Source organism: Shewanella intestini, from assembly GCF_018221465.1.
Classification (GTDB): Bacteria; Pseudomonadota; Gammaproteobacteria; order Enterobacterales; family Shewanellaceae; genus Shewanella; species Shewanella intestini.
Map to the genome: position 1 here is coordinate 18,873 of NZ_JAAIKR010000010.1, position 15,525 is coordinate 34,397.

The 15,525-nt window shown below is 42.4% G+C and carries 11 protein-coding genes; 6 read left to right on the top strand and 5 right to left on the bottom strand.

Annotation, left to right across the window (positions count from 1 at the left end; all coding sequences use genetic code 11):
* Positions 1 to 411 precede the first annotated feature (411 nt).
* Complete coding sequence (locus G3R48_RS10825; protein ID WP_153663974.1) at positions 412 to 849, top strand: OsmC family protein; 438 nt, start codon at positions 412 to 414, stop codon at positions 847 to 849.
* Positions 850 to 946: 97 nt separating this feature from the next.
* On the opposite strand, the gene G3R48_RS10830 is transcribed toward G3R48_RS10825, so the two are convergent.
* Positions 947 to 4,216: a S41 family peptidase gene (locus tag G3R48_RS10830; protein WP_153663976.1), complete on the bottom strand. Its 3,270-nt coding sequence runs from the start codon at positions 4,214 to 4,216 to the stop codon at positions 947 to 949.
* 121 nt (positions 4,217 to 4,337) lie between these two features.
* On the bottom strand, positions 4,338 to 5,054 hold the full coding sequence (locus G3R48_RS10835) for a 16S rRNA pseudouridine(516) synthase (protein WP_212593318.1): 717 nt from the start codon (positions 5,052 to 5,054) through the stop codon (positions 4,338 to 4,340).
* A gap of 172 nt (positions 5,055 to 5,226) precedes the next feature.
* On the opposite strand from G3R48_RS10835, the gene glnD reads away from it, so the two are divergent.
* Both glnD and G3R48_RS17385 read left to right on the top strand, forming a co-directional pair.
* Complete coding sequence (gene glnD, locus G3R48_RS10840) at positions 5,227 to 7,890, top strand: [protein-PII] uridylyltransferase (protein WP_153663980.1); 2,664 nt, start codon at positions 5,227 to 5,229, stop codon at positions 7,888 to 7,890.
* 374 nt (positions 7,891 to 8,264) lie between these two features.
* Entirely contained in the window at positions 8,265 to 8,768 is a 504-nt protein-coding gene (locus tag G3R48_RS17385) for a YcxB family protein (protein ID WP_212593314.1), read from the top strand.
* Positions 8,769 to 8,863: 95 nt separating this feature from the next.
* On the opposite strand, the gene G3R48_RS10850 is transcribed toward G3R48_RS17385, so the two are convergent.
* Positions 8,864 to 9,247, bottom strand: a complete 384-nt coding sequence (locus tag G3R48_RS10850) for an MAPEG family protein (RefSeq protein ID WP_153663982.1) — start codon at positions 9,245 to 9,247, stop codon at positions 8,864 to 8,866.
* A 510-nt stretch (positions 9,248 to 9,757) separates the two neighbouring features.
* Here G3R48_RS10850 and G3R48_RS10855 point away from each other — a divergent pair.
* Both G3R48_RS10855 and G3R48_RS10860 read left to right on the top strand, forming a co-directional pair.
* Positions 9,758 to 10,657 (top strand): MbnB/TglH/ChrH family RiPP precursor modification enzyme, encoded by a 900-nt coding sequence (locus G3R48_RS10855; protein WP_153663984.1) that lies wholly within the window; start codon positions 9,758 to 9,760, stop codon positions 10,655 to 10,657.
* A 604-nt stretch (positions 10,658 to 11,261) separates the two neighbouring features.
* Positions 11,262 to 12,710, top strand: a complete 1,449-nt coding sequence (locus G3R48_RS10860; protein WP_153663986.1) for a hypothetical protein — start codon at positions 11,262 to 11,264, stop codon at positions 12,708 to 12,710.
* Between the two features lie 79 nt (positions 12,711 to 12,789).
* Here G3R48_RS10860 and G3R48_RS10865 read toward each other — a convergent pair whose 3' ends face one another.
* Both G3R48_RS10865 and G3R48_RS10870 read right to left on the bottom strand, forming a co-directional pair.
* Entirely contained in the window at positions 12,790 to 13,584 is a 795-nt protein-coding gene (locus tag G3R48_RS10865) for a cobalamin-binding protein (protein ID WP_153664427.1), read from the bottom strand.
* 153 nt (positions 13,585 to 13,737) lie between these two features.
* Positions 13,738 to 14,775, bottom strand: coding sequence for a DUF2235 domain-containing protein (locus tag G3R48_RS10870; RefSeq protein ID WP_153663988.1), 1,038 nt, complete (start codon positions 14,773 to 14,775; stop codon positions 13,738 to 13,740).
* Positions 14,776 to 14,962: 187 nt separating this feature from the next.
* Here G3R48_RS10870 and G3R48_RS10875 point away from each other — a divergent pair, with 187 nt between their 5' ends.
* Entirely contained in the window at positions 14,963 to 15,505 is a 543-nt protein-coding gene (locus tag G3R48_RS10875; RefSeq protein ID WP_153663990.1) for an isochorismatase family protein, read from the top strand.
* Positions 15,506 to 15,525: the final 20 nt, after the last annotated feature.

Consider the following 15,525-nt stretch of genomic DNA (forward strand, 5'->3'; position numbering starts at 1 on the left):
CCCCTCACCTTTTTAGGCTGTTATCGTCACCCAATGCTCAGTCACACCACTTATCTTAAAAGAACTGTTTGGGTCATTTTTTCAGATATAGTAGGCAGCAGGACGATTTCGGAACAAGTTATTGCATACGTATTCATAACAATTCATTAACAATGATCGCTTCAAGGAAATGCGTCACTTTAAAAATAAACCCCAATAAATCAAAGCTTTAAACCAATATCCTTCAATTAATTTTTTCGACCTAAAAGTCCTAACCCATTAGTATGTCATCAGCAAAATGTCACAATATTACTTAGGTCAAATATTCATAAATAGATGCAGATTAGGGCTTACATTTAAGGGGTTCTTTCTAGTAAACTCTGTGATCTTTTTTATTCCGCCCTGAGCCGAGAAAGGCAATTGGAGTACTCAATGGGATTTAAATTAACAGTAAACTGGCAAACCTCCTCAAGTGAGGAAGGCGAATTTAATCGCGATCATCAGATCACTTACGGCAGCGGCCAAGTAGTTAATGCATCATCTGCGGTTGAATACAAAGGCAATGCTGAAAAGGTTAATCCTGAAGAAGGGTTACTGGGTGCGTTGTCGTCATGCCATATGCTGACATTTCTCGCTATCGCCCATTTAAAACGTTTACCGGTTGTCAGTTATGTCGATCATGCCACGGCTGAACTTGGTAAGAATGAAGACGGAAAAGTGGCTGTCACTAAAATGAACTTGTTCCCTGAAGTAGTGTTTGGCGAAGGGGTTGAAGTAAGCGAAGCCGTCATTGATAAAATTCATCAAAAAGCTCACGCTAACTGTTTTATTGCTAACTCGTTAGCCTGTGATGTTAAAATAAATTACTAAGCCCTTAGGGGAAAATAAAACAGCCTATGCACATTGCATAGGCTGTTTTGTCTCTGCTTCGATAAGCGCGGTTAATGTGTATTAACCGCAGCTTAACTTATTCAGGTTTCACACTACCAGCATGGCCGGTTTTCGGTAATGGCAACGCCGTTAACGGTTTAATTGGCTTGTGCTTCATTTCATCTTTAAGGTATTTAATCGCCGCTTCTAATTGCGCATCTTTACCTTGATAAGTTGCATACGGTAAGTTATCAACTTCAATGTCGGGTTTAATACCGTGCCCTTCAACAATCCAGTGACCATCCAGTGAATATTGCGGGTATTCTGCCACCCGCGCCATACCAAAGTCTGTCACCGCATTACGCCCCGACAACCACACGCCTGCTCCGGCGGTTTGCTTACCAATTAATGGGGCAATGCCTAAGGCTTTAATCCCAGCTGCGAATGTCTCACCGTCTGAATAAGTCATTTGGTCGGTTAACACCACTAAGTGACCTCTGAAGGTTTGCTGCATATTGGCATTAGCCGTACCGTAAGTTGGTTTCCAAAACGCCCATGCGCGGCGCAATAGCTTTTCAATAATTAAGCTATCAATGTTGCCACCACGGTTACGGCGCACATCAATAATTAATCCTTGTTTGTCGTAGTTTGCGTAGTATTCACGGGCAAAACTATTAATGTCGCTTTGTACCATTGAATACATGTGCAGATAACCAATATCCCCTTTTGATGCGGTGTCGACTTTGGCCATGTTTTGGTAAACCCAGTCGGTATAACGCATATTAAGGTCATCACGACTGGTATACGGTGTTACCACGGTTTGATGCAGCTTACGGCCACGCTTAAGGGTTAATAACGTTTGCTTGCCCGCTTCATTGCGCAATGCTTGAGTAAGCTCACCAATGGTGGTAATTTTTTTGCCGTTAATGGCGACAATGACATCGCCATTTTTAGCATCAACGGTCATTTTAGCAAGCGGTGAAGCCTGACTTGGTAGCTCTGGGTCGGTTTGATAAATGTGCTCAATTTTAACCCCATTGTCATCTTGACTCAGCTTAGCACCGAGTAGTGCTGCTGTTGGTTTGTTGGGGTCAACAGCTACATCGCCGCCACGCACTTGTGAGTGCAACGAGCTTAGTTCGCCCATCATTTGCTTAAAGATGTCGTTTAACTCATCACGGTCGGTTAAGCGGTCTACCAACGGTTGGTATTTAGCTTTGGTTTGTTGCCAGTCAAGGCCGCGCATATCAACGTCGTAGAATGAGTCACGGTGCATTAACCATGCATCTTCAAACATTTGTTGCCATTCCATTTGCGGGGTGATGCTTAACTGCCACTGCGCCATTGACACACTTGCTTGAGTTAGGTCTGTCGGCAGTTTATCAGCGGTTGGTACAATTAAAATATCGTCTGGTTTAGATGCGCGAGTCAGCATTAATTTGTCAGCATTTTTAGCTAATTGATAACCGCCAACGTCTTCGGCAAACACTTCAGTTTTAGCATCTTGATGACTAAATTTAATCGTCAGTAAGTTTGCCCCTGTAGCTTGAGCGTCCAATAAGTACAATCTATCTTTGGCTGCCGTTAATGACGAGTAGTTACCTGAAGCAACAGGTACTTGCCATAAACGTTTTGTTAACCCATCCCAATCAAGGTTTACTTTTGCAGCATCGTCTGCGTTATCTGCTGCAGGTGCTTTAGGGGTTAACTCTGTTGGTTTAGTAAATGGGAAACGCGCGTCAGGATTTAAAGCAAACGCATAAACTTCCGTGCGCTTGTCAAATATCGCTCCCATGTTTCTGTCGCCCCATGGCGAACCTGGTATGGCATTAAATGCACGGTTAGATAAGAAATATAACCAATTGCCGTCTTGACTAAAGCTTGGCGAGAATGACTCATATTTGTCGGTAGTCAGCGGTAGTTCTTTTTCTTGCGAAATAGAGTAAAGCACCACTTGAGGCCGCTGTTTACCCAATTGTTGTTTGGTTAATGCAAGGTAGCGGCTGTCATGAGACCAAATGACATCTTGGTATTCCGCTAAGCCTTCACCATCTTGAATAATCTTAATATTTTTGTTGTTTTTTAAGTTTAATAACCACACGTTACCATGATAATCATCATGTGCGATGTAATTACCATTTGGCGACAAATGCAACCCTGTACGTAAGGTTTTACCGTCATGAGTTAGCTGTTTGGCTTCATTACTACCGTCGGCGGCAAAACGCCAAATTTCTTGTTCACCGGAAGCGTCACTAATGGCATACACATATTTGCCATCGTCACTCATTACCCCGTGGCGTAAACGGCTGTTAGCGGGCGCTTGAATTTCTACTAAGCGACTGCCGTTTTGACTGGCAACAGCAATATGGCTGCGGGCGGTCACGACCACTTTATCTTCAGAGTGAGCAAGGTTAATTGAAGTGGCGTAATCCATTGGGTTATTGACCCACTTTTCACGCTTATGTGCAAAGTCAGATGTTAGATTAACATCAACGGTTGTAAGCTTTTTCGTCGCAATATCAATGTACTTAATATCTGCGCCTTGCTGGAATACAATGCGGCCATTGTCGAGCTTCGCGTCACGTACTTGCCAGTCAGTAAAGGTGGTTAATTGTTGTAAATCGCCACCTGCTGCATTCATTGACCAAATATTGTCATTTCCTGATTGGTCTGACACAAAATATATACGCTCATTCCAATACATAGGTTGTCTAACAGAGCCGTCATGGTTGGCTGTCAGCTTTTGTGCTTCTTGCTTACCAGAGAGTTTAAAGCGCCATAACTCGCCTTTAGCACCGCCGCGATACACTTTGGCGTTATCACCACTGGCTTGCAGGCCAAATTGAATGAAGTAAACGTATTCACCTTTATCATCAATAGCCCCCTCAATGGCGTCAGCTAAAGGTAAATTGGTCACAGCTAAGGTTTGTGGGTTAACGGTTTTTAGCACCCAAGAGTTCGCTGGTGTCGCCCCATTATTGCTGGCATAAAGCAACTCGCCAGATGCGGTCCAACCTTGTAAACTCACGCGGCTATTTTCAAAAGTCACACGCTTGGCAACACCGCCATCAACGCCCATCACATACACTTCGCTCGCGCCTTCATAATTGGCGGTATAAGCCACCCATTTGCCATCTTTTGAAATACTCGCGTCAATTTCTTGCGCAGGTTGAGTGGTAAGACGAGTTGCTTCGTTATTATTTAAGCTGGCTTTCCACAAGTCGCCTTCAGCGGTAAAAATAACCGTACTATTGTGTAAAGCAGGGGCGCGATAATAACCTTGGTGACTGGCATCTAGCGCGTAAGCAGAACTCGATACAGCTCCGAGTGCCAGTAAGCAACTAATGACCGAATGGCGAAGTTTCATTTGATTAAGCCTATGAGTGAGTGACAAGAAATATCACTCACGTTATCAAAGATTTGCGGTACTGTCTCCGCCAAGTTGTTTCAATACGTAAATATCCTATTTCGGTGGCAGAACTGACTGGCTAATATCCGCTCACTATGGCAATTTCAGCTGTGGTTAACGCCCGATATTCACCTTGCTTTAACGCCCCAAGAGTGATGTCTCCAATGGCAAAACGATGCAGCTCAATAACTGGGTTGCGAAAGCGGCCAAACATCCGTTTAATTTGATGATATTTACCCTCATGTAAGCTCACGATCGCTTGATAATCAGACACCACGGTTAACTGTGCAGGTAATGTAGTTACCCCTTCATAATCAAAGTACATTCCTTTAGCAAACGCGGGCGCATAGTTGTCATCAAGCGGGTTGGCAACAGTAACAAGATATTGCTTAGCGACCTTATGTTGCGGCGACATCAGCGCGGCAGACCATTTAGCATCATTGGTAATAAGCAATAATCCACTAGATTGCAGGTCCAAACGCCCAGCAATATGCATCATGGCTTGTTGCTCAGTGGATAACCCCAGTAATGACAATGCGGTGGCATGAATATCATCTTTGGTGGCACTGACTACACCTTTAGGTTTATGCAATAAATAATACTGGCGGACAAACTGCTGCAGCACCTCACCATTGCACACAATGTGGCTAAACTCGTCAATTTGTTGATCGACTCCGTAGGCATCCTTTCCATCCACTTGCACCGCATGATTAATCACCCATTGGCGAACTGCTTTTTTAGAAACCTGTAATCGTTTGGCAATAAATTGATCAAGGCGACCCCGTTTAGACATGATGAAAACCTTTCAATGGCTGAGTTTGAGTTGCACAGCAGAATACATTAACCTGTTAACCGTTTGTGCTCATTTTGTACCTATTTAGTGTGCGTTACGACGTACTTCACCGCTTATTGGTGACACAGGGCAAGATTGAACCGCTCTGACGCAAAACCGATCCTCAAGGAGTCTCATGTTCTCGCTGCCAGAAGAAGCGCAATTGCGCCCCCATATGTCCATTGTCGAATTAAAAGCAGCGATACAAGCTGTCGATGCTTTTTTGCAAGTTCATATTTTAGATTACTCAATCAATGAAACCTTGAGTAAGCGCGCCATTTTTTTCGACCAGCTGTTAACTCAGCTATGGCAAGAACAACAACTTGCTCCAGAGACTATTTCACTCAACGCCGTTGGTGGCTATGGTCGCCAAGCACTGCATCCGTTTTCAGATATCGATATTTGCATCATTCACAGCCAGCCGTTAAACAAAGTCGATGGCGATAAAGTCAGTGCCTTTTTAACTCAATTATGGGACTTAAACCTCGACCTTGGCCATGGCGTTCGCACCTTAGATGACACCCTTGATGCGTGTAAAGACGATGTCACTATTGCCACCAGCTTATTAGAAATTAGGCATCTTGTTGGCAATGAACAACATCAGCAACAAGTGTTAGACGCACTTTATGGTAATGCGTTATGGACAAGTCAACGCTTCTTTTCAGCCAAAAAAGACGAACAACAACAGCGTCATTTAAAAGCTGGCGGCACAGCTTATAGCATTGAACCTAATTTAAAAAATAGCCCAGGCGGAATTCGTGACATTCAAACGTTGGCTTGGGTGTCTCGTAAACATTTTAACGCCCAAGACATGCACGCAGTCCGCAGCCAAGGCTTTTTTAGCCACGACGAATACGCAGAATTAATTGAGTGTCAAAACGTGTTGTTTCGAGTGCGCTTTGCCTTGCATCAGGTGGCCAGTCGCCCAGAGAACCGCTTATTACTGCAATACCAGGCTGACGTAGCCAAAATTATGGGCTTTGGTGAAGACAGCCAACTAGAAGAAAGCGGTAATATTGCCATTGAAAAAATGATGCGCCAGTTGTTTAGAGCCATGAAACGTATTCGTGAGCTAAACCAATTGCTCATGGCCTATTTTGAACGCGCTATCTTGCCTAAAAAACGCCTGACTCCTACACCACTTAATGAGCAATTTGAAATTATTGATAACCACATCCATGTGCGCCATGAAGATGTATTTATCGACCGCACCCAAATTATGGCGCTATTTGAACTCATCGCCATTCATCATGATGAGATTGTTGGGATCACTCCAGAAACATTACGATTATTACGTCAAGTTCGTCGTCGATTAATGGGCGACTTACAAGACTTTCACGCTTGTAGACAACAGTTTCTGTCATTATTCCAGCACCATCAAGGCATGGGACTGGCCATTACCTTAATGCACCAATACGGTATATTATCGGCCTATTTACCCCAATGGCGTGAAATTGTTGGGCAAATGCAATTTGATTTATTCCATGCCTACACCGTTGATGAACACACCCATAAAGTGCTGAAAAATATTGCCCGTTATGCCAACAGCCAAGGCAACGATGTGGCCACTAAACTTGCCAGTGAGATTTACCAAAAGATGACCAATAAGTCATCGTTATTGTTAGGCGCTTTATTTCACGATTTAGCAAAAGGCCGCGGCGGTGATCACAGCGAACTTGGTGCGGTAGATGTGCTACATTTTGCCAAGTTTCACGGCATCAAACAGTCGCAGCAGCAATTAATTGCTTGGCTAGTTAAACAACATTTATTAATGTCGATTACCTCGCAGCGAATGGATATTTACGACCCAGATGTGGTTTGGCGCTTTGCCAAAACCGTTGGCACTCAAGCACGCCTAGATGCACTGTATTGTTTAACTATTGCAGATATTCAAGCCACTAATGATGACTTGTGGAATGACTGGAAAGCCTCGTTAATTCGCGATTTATATTTTGCCACCCGCAAAGCGTTGCGTAATGGCGGCGAAAACGTATTGCAACTGCGCACGGTGGTGCGTGAACATAAACAAGAAGCGCTGACATTAATGGCCCTTGATGACACGGGTGAACAGCACATTAAAGCCCTGTGGCAAAAGTTACCGATTTCGTTTTTTAGCCACGCAGAAGCCGATGACATCGCCCGTTATTCACAAGCCTTAATCGCCCATAAAGCGACCTTACCAGATAGCAAAAATCCGTTTGATACCTTAATTAGTATTGATGATGCGGTCGTTAAAGGTTGTAGTGATGTGTTTGTATACACAAAAGATCGAGCAGGTTTATTTGTGAAGTTATTTAACACCTTGTCAGCACTGCAAATTTCAGTCAAGCAAGCCCAAATATCACGCACAAAAGACGGCTATGTCGTCGAGTCATTTAAAATTCTCGATTTTGACGAAAAACCAATTGGCACCCAACAGCGCCGCCAGCACATTATCAACAAGTTAAAAAGCGTATTAGACAACAATGCTAAACCGCCTAAAATGCGCCTGTCGCGCCAACATCAAAGCTTTGATAATCAACCTAATGTGGAATTTTTATATTCGCGCCACTCTACCCGTAGCTTATTAAGCGTATCAGCATTAGATACCCATGAGTTTATGGAGCAAATTGCCAGTGCATTTCGCGCGCTCGAACTTAACATTCATTCGGCAACGATCAGCAGCGTTGGCGAGCGCGCCGACAATGTCTTTTTAGTGTCTAACAGTGAAGGCCAGCAACTAACCGAAGCCGAACAACAGCAGCTCAGTCGATTATTAATCACCACAATTAATGACACTGACACCGCCTGCTCAGCTTAAATTCAGCCAGATTATATATCATAAGGTTTTACCCTTAAGGCTTAACGTTGAGGCTAAAGATTTATGAAGCCGGATTTATGACGTGAGTTTGATAAACCTAGGCTAAAGAGGCAAGATTTATGACATGAGTTGTTTGCGTTATCAACGGCTTTAGCAGCGTTTTTATCTAATACAACAACTCAATACGCGGACATTATCCTGCGTATTTAATGCAAGGTAATGTCAGCCTAAGCTTACATAAATAGACAGCGTTTTATGTTGTTTAAAAACACCAACGAAGCATGGTTAAATTTATCAATTATCATCACGCAAGATTTTGCCGAACTCGGTAGCTATGCGACAATACCCACAACCAATATTAAGAGAAAAACACCGTGTCCGCTCCCCTTTACCACATCCGCTTTGTTTTAGATAAAACCTATTTCGCAGAATGCTTTGACCAAACCGCAGATCAAGGATTCACCCCAAGGTTATTAGTAAAAGCGGCAACATTTGCTGTTATTGGGTTAATCCTCATTACCTTAGATGCCAGCAACATCACCCCTGAGGCAACAGCAGAAACGTATTATCTTGGTTACTTTTTTATAGGATTAGCGGTCATTGAAATATTGAGCATAAAATTCAAGCGCACTTGGTGGTTATGGCGACAAATGATGAGTAAAGCTGCGGGTAACCCAGTCAACTTAACAATTGATGAGACTGGGATTACGACTAAGTCTGACTTTGTGAACCAGCAACTTAAGTGGCAAGATATTAGCGAAATAATTGAAACTGATGTTGGGTTTACCTTAACGGTTAATCAGCAAAAAAATTATTTATCTAAACGCACACTCGATGATGCTGCTTGTGCTTACGTGCGTGCTCATATGAACCCATAGCCAAATAACTCTTTGGCATATAAAAACACATAAACAACAACAAGATAACGTATGGCAACCATCAGTTGTCACACGTTATCTTGTGTGGTTAATCGTTACAATGCTTGGCAAAAAATACCAATGGATGCCCCCATCGCCACAAACCAAGATAAAGATCGCAACACCCCCCAACCTAACAAATACATGCAGTGATAAACGCCTCTTGCGACCACGTGGGTAATCGCCAATGCTGACACAATTGAATTGACATTGTCGGTCGCCAACACCACCGCACAACTGATGCCAAACACAATTAACGACTCAAAGGCATTTTGGTGTCCAGCTAGGGCTCTGGCGCCAAACCCCGTTAATTTGGCTTGTTGTGCTCGCGGAGCTTCATTGTCATAACCACCTAACTTAGCCATCGCTAGCGCTAATGGTGCCTTCGCAATATAGGGCAATAACATGGTAATGAGTAAACAAATTAAAAGTGTGTTCATCGGTATCCTTTGTTAGTAATTCAAACGCAGTTAAATGCTCAAAAAACGACATTAAAATTTTTAATTGCCACTCAATGCACTTAAAACCTACCATCAAGTGAAATAGTTTTACTCTCAATACGGTCAAGTTTATTCGTTTGGCTCAGTGATGTTACAACTGCGCAACGCTCATGGTTTTGCCCCATGTTAGCGCTGCGAAAACGACAACTTAAACGCTAACATTTTAATTCAATTTAAAAGTGATCCTTAATGGTCAGACTTGCATAATGATATAAGTAACAATAATCTAACAATTGGTGGAACGGAGTTCAAATACACACCTAAATTAATAATAAAAATATTAACTGCAGTAAAACGGCAATATTTAATTGATAAGTTAATTCCTGACGGACTAGGAGGTTAAATCGTTTTCGGACGTTGTTTAACATAAACAACTATGGGTTCTAAAACGCCAATCACAACCAAAAAGTACCCAAAAGAATAATGCAGGTGCTTTACTGAGGTAATTTAATGACAACAGCAGATGACTTTATGGGGTTCGGTATTGGCCTGCAAAGTATTCACTTTAAGCAGATGTTACAACAGACCCCTAGCGTTGATTGGTTTGAAGTTATCACCGAAGACGTGCTGCAAACTCAACCTGAAAAACGTCATGTTCTCGACGCGATTGCTGAGCAATATCCATTAGTGTGTCATGGTGAATCGCTGTCAATTGCCAGTCGTGAACCATTAGATATGAACTACCTTCTTAAATTAAAACAACTCAGCCATGAATTGAATCCCAAGTGGATATCAGAGCACATCAGTTGCCCCCAACTGCACGGTAATCAAAGCCAACACGGCCAGCCCCTTCCCTATAATGATGATGCAATTAAACAAGTGGTTGAACGTATAAAGGTCATTCAGGATGTATTAGGCCAACAAATTTTGCTTGAAAATGTGTCTAGTCATTTGTCGTATCAACAAGCCAGCATGGATGAGTGGATCTTTTTATCGACACTCGCCCAAGAAGCCGATTGCTTATTGTTAGTCGACATCAATAATATTTATATCAGCGCCCGCAACCATAATTTTAATCCTCTCGATTACCTTGATAGGCTTGACGCTAAACGCGTGAAACAATTTCACCTTGAAGGCCATTCTGACTTTGGCGAACAAGCTATCGACACCCATCATAAAAATGTCCCGCCAAGTGTATGGACATTGTACCAAGCCGCACTAGAACGCTTTGGTCCAGTGAGTACCATGATTGAACGCAGTGATAACACTCAAACCTTTGACCACCTATATGGTGAATTGTGCCAAGCAAAGTACATTGCCGACATTACCTTACCAAATCACCCATCGTTAACAAGTTCAGTGGTAAAACAGGACAACCTGTACAGCAATAAACTGTCACTGCAAGGTTGAACAAAGGCGAGCGTAATCACGTCGTGGTAAGTTATTGCCTAAGGCCAAGCTGCTCGCACAAGCTTGGTGCAACCTCACCATTATTGTGCATAACAGTCTCTGAGGGCACGGACAAAAAGTGCGCCTTGTTGTCGTTAAGCGATTCAAACAGCGTGTATGTTGCCGTTTTAATAAAGCAATACTTAGATATCAAACGCTTACCAAACTTTAGTCTGATTTTATCTAAATCAGTCTAGGTTGTTGTAATGCTCAAATACAACCTTAGCCTTATCCCCAATATGTACCAACAGCCATCCCTACGGCCATTTACCGTTATTAATTTAACATCAATTCCTGCGTCAATTTCTATAAAAATTTAACTTAACTGTTAGTTTAAAACGCATTTTAGTCTTTTTTTACTAAATATCCCCTTGCAACCTTTGACACAAATGTTAAACACTTGTTAAGTTAGAGTTACAACTCGGATTGTATTAGTGAAACAGTACTAAAGTATGGATAACGATACGAAGTGACTCTGTAGAAATGCTTGAATGTGTGTCAGCGTTCTTTGCATTTGAGAATTTTTATCAACCATCACTCATAAAGAATAAGGATGCGCCTGAAGATGAAAAAATTGCTTGTGTTAACTCTCCCTTTTTTCGGCCTCCCTGTGTCAGCCAAATCACTGCCACCAATTCTTGATTACTTACCAGCTTGTGCACCTGTTGTGGTTGACAGCATTTATGTTGAAAAAAAGCTAGCTAATATTTCCAACGACAAACTTGTTGAAAGTAGTTTTCATCAAGTGCGATTAAAAGCCAAAGACAAACGGGTTGATGCCGCTATTATTACCAACTTAATTCAAACAAATAAGTTAATTGTTACTGCAGATCTTATTGACTTTTGCAGTGAAGACGACAGCTTATCGTCAACACCTACTGCGTATAATCAATCCAGCAGACTTGCTGAACCTGCGGTTACAAAACCCAAACCGGCACCGGTTACCCCACCACGTATTGAAACTCGCGTGGCCGCCGTTAAAGCCGCGCCGAAACCTGTACCAACACCAGCGCCTAAACGTGTGGTTGCTCCAAGTAATCGTAATTTCACTTCAAAGCTTATGTCTGATATCCAGTTGGCAAAACTGGCCGCGAAAGTCGGACAACCCAGCGCTAATGTCACCCTTTCTGGGGCCTATGGGATAAACATTAATAACTCAAGTGAGTTTTTATTGAATGTACTTGGCCCAGCAAGCGCGATCTTCACTTTAAGCCCAGACACCACCGCATGGTTATATGGTCGAGACTTATGGTTTTATATTGAAAACGATAAAGTACAAAAAATCAGTTACAAAGAGCGTGCATTACTCAATTACACCGGACGTAACTTTATCCTTTACGATGAAGACTTTGATAATAACTGGCTCATTGACGATAAAGCCGGTTATCGAGACGACGTAGATAATGTTCGTCGTAAACTTAACTACTTAAAAAAACAGTCGGATGCTGAATATACCGTGTCCAATCAACGCAACTTACTCAAATTAGACTTTTCAGAGTTTTCATCATACAACTCACGCGAACCCGAGCTATTACTGAGCGGCTTTACTTTCCATTCGCGCCAATACGCAAAAGATGAAAATCAAATAATATACTCGCAACTAAATGATGATTTACTCACCCAAATACTACTACCAACGCCATCAACACCGTCGTACAAACTGCAAGATTTAGTCACCAATTATGTACCTAATATTATTAATTACTCAGAAGATGGTAGTTGGGAAGTGTTGTCAAAATATATTCAAGTAAAACATAAAGATAATGCCATCACTAAAGTGAAGCTTTCTGAGAGTATTAATTATCCCGTTGAAACCGATGAAGAGTTTATGCGCTTTTTGAAATTGGCCAATATTCCCGTCACTAAGGGCGAAATGACCGCGCACTATAAAAGTGATGCCGATGTTTGGGCCGAAAATGTTGAAGTCTCTAAAGATGATTATCAGATACGTGCTGAGTTCACCTCAGAAGACGATGATGCTATGTTAATTTCACTTGAAGTAGAGTACTTATAAGCCACAACATAAAAAAACCTCAACATCATGTTGAGGTTTTTTATTGTTTGCAAACGCGTAGCCTCTAAAAGTCAGCGATTTAACGCGCTTTATCTAAGGCATCACACACGAGTTTCACGCCAGCTATCGCACGCGGTGACGCGCGGTGTAATAAGTCGGCATCTAACTGATAAATATGCTGTTGTTTTACCGCTGGTAACTCAGGCCATTCTTGCCAATTAACCCCAAGGATATTGCCCTTATCTTTACTTTGTAATATCACTTGTGCACCGCTAATTAATACATTTTCAATGCTCACTATCGGGTATTCGTTTGACGCCTCATAAAACACATTATCACCATGGCAAACATCAATAATATTTTGAATCCAACTGCCTTTGGCGACTGTTCTTAGTGGCGTAGACCACAATTGATAAAACACTTTTACAGGCTTTTTAGCTAAGTTTACTTGCTTGATACTCGTCAGTTGTTGCTCATATCGTTCAGCGACTTTTTCTGCCTGTTGTTGGTGTCCAGTTAGCTTACCTAAATCGCGTAAATCGCTCGCTACATCGGCTAACGTTTTAGGGCTTGAGTTATAAATATTGTAGCCCAATGCTTTTAACTGATTAAGGTCAGTTAACTTATTGCCTGCTTGCCATACCACAACTAAATCTGGGTCATACTCAATGACTTTTTCAATTTGAATGCCGTGATACCCCCCTATTGTCGGAATGTTTTTTGCTGCCTCTGGGTAATCAGCATACTCAGTGGTAGCGACAATGTTATCGCCAGCGCCAATGGCATAAAGCATTTCAACCGCATGGGGTGATAAAGCGACAATCCGCGTTGGGGGTGTCTTTGCTGCAACCGGCATTGACATTAACACCCCCATAGAACCCAGTAACACCAACAACTTTCTAGTGTTACGTTTTATCAATCCTTGGTTAATCGCGCTAGTGGCTAAGTATAAAAATCGACGCACGTGAGATCCTTGTTCATGGTAAGTGTTTGTTGCAATGTAATGACTTGCTAGATGAGTCATGGCTTATGGTATCAAATTTTTAGGCCAACCAAATTTTTCAATATACTCCTTTAAATTTTGAGGGCGGTATTTGGGGTCATTGTCCCAACGTTGTTTCACCGAGGAATGAATAAGCACTGGGGCAATATTAGGGTCTAATGGACGATAATGCTTTGCTTTTATACGATAAAAACTGCGCCGCGATTGATGAAGCTTGGCCATTGGTGTTGGTGAGAGCGCCGAGACTAAATGCGCTTCGAGGTATAATTGTGCCTGTTGCGCTTCAGTTACCATCCATTGCAGCGCATTGTCTGACAACATTTGGCCATTTTTATCTGCCAGATAACTGCCCCCAACATTGCTGTGTGCGCCGGCAAACCACACCTGCTGCATATCGAGATTGTCACGGGGTTGCCATAATGTGGGCTTAAAGTCTTGTCGATGCTCATCAATGGCCAATGCATGGCGCGCAATCGCCACATTACTGCCAATTTTGGTGTCGTAAAACTCATCACTATCATCAAATAAGCCTAAAAAGGAGTTGGGGATCCCCATTGCACCGACGGTATCCCACACGCCAACAAAAGCAATGCGATGACTCGGATGTGAGTATTGCTGCTTAAATGCCACTGATTTTGCTCCTTTAGGCGCATACGGCGACGATGGCTTTTTATAATGTTCAAACGCTTGATGAATTAATTGCGCTTGTGCACGTTTTACAATGCCGCAATTATTAATTAAGCCACACAAACTGCGCACGGTATAAGCCCCGCGGCTAAAACCAAACAAATAAATGTCATCACCGGGCTGATAATTTTGCACAATATAACGATAACAATCGACAATATTTTTATGGAGCCCTCGCCCGGTCATGCCGCCTAGCATCGTGTCATAATACGAGCCAACACCCCAGTCATAAAACACTTGTTGCGCAACGTTATTAGTATCTAACGGGGCAATGGCGCGCGCCATACGTAACACATTACTGGCTTGGTCAGTTGAGAGATCTTTTTCGGGTCGATTCCAAGTGCCATCAGCACAAATAACTATCCGCTTTTTCATGACATTCCCTATCAAGCTTGCATCGTATTAGTATACCCAACATTACATTAGCCAAGACTAATTGAGCAACTTTGTTCAATGCAGAGAATAGTCGACTTAGGTAATGGTATCGAACACATAAATGATGCAAGACATCGATAAACTGATACAGTGATAATCAATGCCAATCTTTATCGAGGTACGTATTATGATCCCGCCACAAGAGACCGTATTAATGATTGTTGATGTACAAGGCAAACTGGCTGAAGTCATGCAGCAAACCGGCGTGCTTCACCAACAACTTGCCACCTTAATTCAAGGTGCACAATTGTTTGAAATACCGATAATCTGGTTAGAACAATTACCCGAAAAATTAGGTTCAACTAGCCCATCTTTATGTCAGTTACTTGAAAAAACCACCCAACCGATTAGTAAAAGCCATTTTAGCGGCTGGTCATGTGAACAAGTGCAGCAACAACTGCAAGCCTATAACCCTCAGCATATTATTTTGGCAGGTATTGAGTCTCACGTGTGCGTTTATCAAACGTGTCAGGACTTATTATCACAAGGATATTGCGTGCATGTGGTGGCCGATGCCGTGTCTTCACGCAGTGTCGACAACAAAGTATTAGGGATTCAAATGATGATAAATCAAGGCGCATTACTCACTAACGTAGAGTCATTGCTATTTGAAATGCAACATATTGCCCAAGGAGATCGATTTAAGGCGTTATTAAAGCTTATAAAATGATGATCGCCAATCTCCTACTC

Excerpts from the sequence above, each read along its gene's own strand:
- glnD (WP_153663980.1), top strand. The coding sequence starts at position 5,227 with ATGTTCTCGCTGCCAGAAGAAGCGCAATTGCGCCCCCATATGTCCATT.
- G3R48_RS10860 (WP_153663986.1), top strand. The coding sequence starts at position 11,262 with ATGAAAAAATTGCTTGTGTTAACTCTCCCTTTTTTCGGCCTCCCTGTG.
- G3R48_RS10830 (WP_153663976.1), bottom strand. The coding sequence starts at position 4,216 with ATGAAACTTCGCCATTCGGTCATTAGTTGCTTACTGGCACTCGGAGCT.
- G3R48_RS10855 (WP_153663984.1), top strand. The coding sequence starts at position 9,758 with ATGACAACAGCAGATGACTTTATGGGGTTCGGTATTGGCCTGCAAAGT.
- G3R48_RS10865 (WP_153664427.1), bottom strand. The coding sequence starts at position 13,584 with ATGGGGGTGTTAATGTCAATGCCGGTTGCAGCAAAGACACCCCCAACG.
- G3R48_RS10870 (WP_153663988.1), bottom strand. The coding sequence starts at position 14,775 with ATGAAAAAGCGGATAGTTATTTGTGCTGATGGCACTTGGAATCGACCC.
- G3R48_RS10825 (WP_153663974.1), top strand. The coding sequence starts at position 412 with ATGGGATTTAAATTAACAGTAAACTGGCAAACCTCCTCAAGTGAGGAA.
- G3R48_RS10875 (WP_153663990.1), top strand. The coding sequence starts at position 14,963 with ATGATCCCGCCACAAGAGACCGTATTAATGATTGTTGATGTACAAGGC.
- G3R48_RS10850 (WP_153663982.1), bottom strand. The coding sequence starts at position 9,247 with ATGAACACACTTTTAATTTGTTTACTCATTACCATGTTATTGCCCTAT.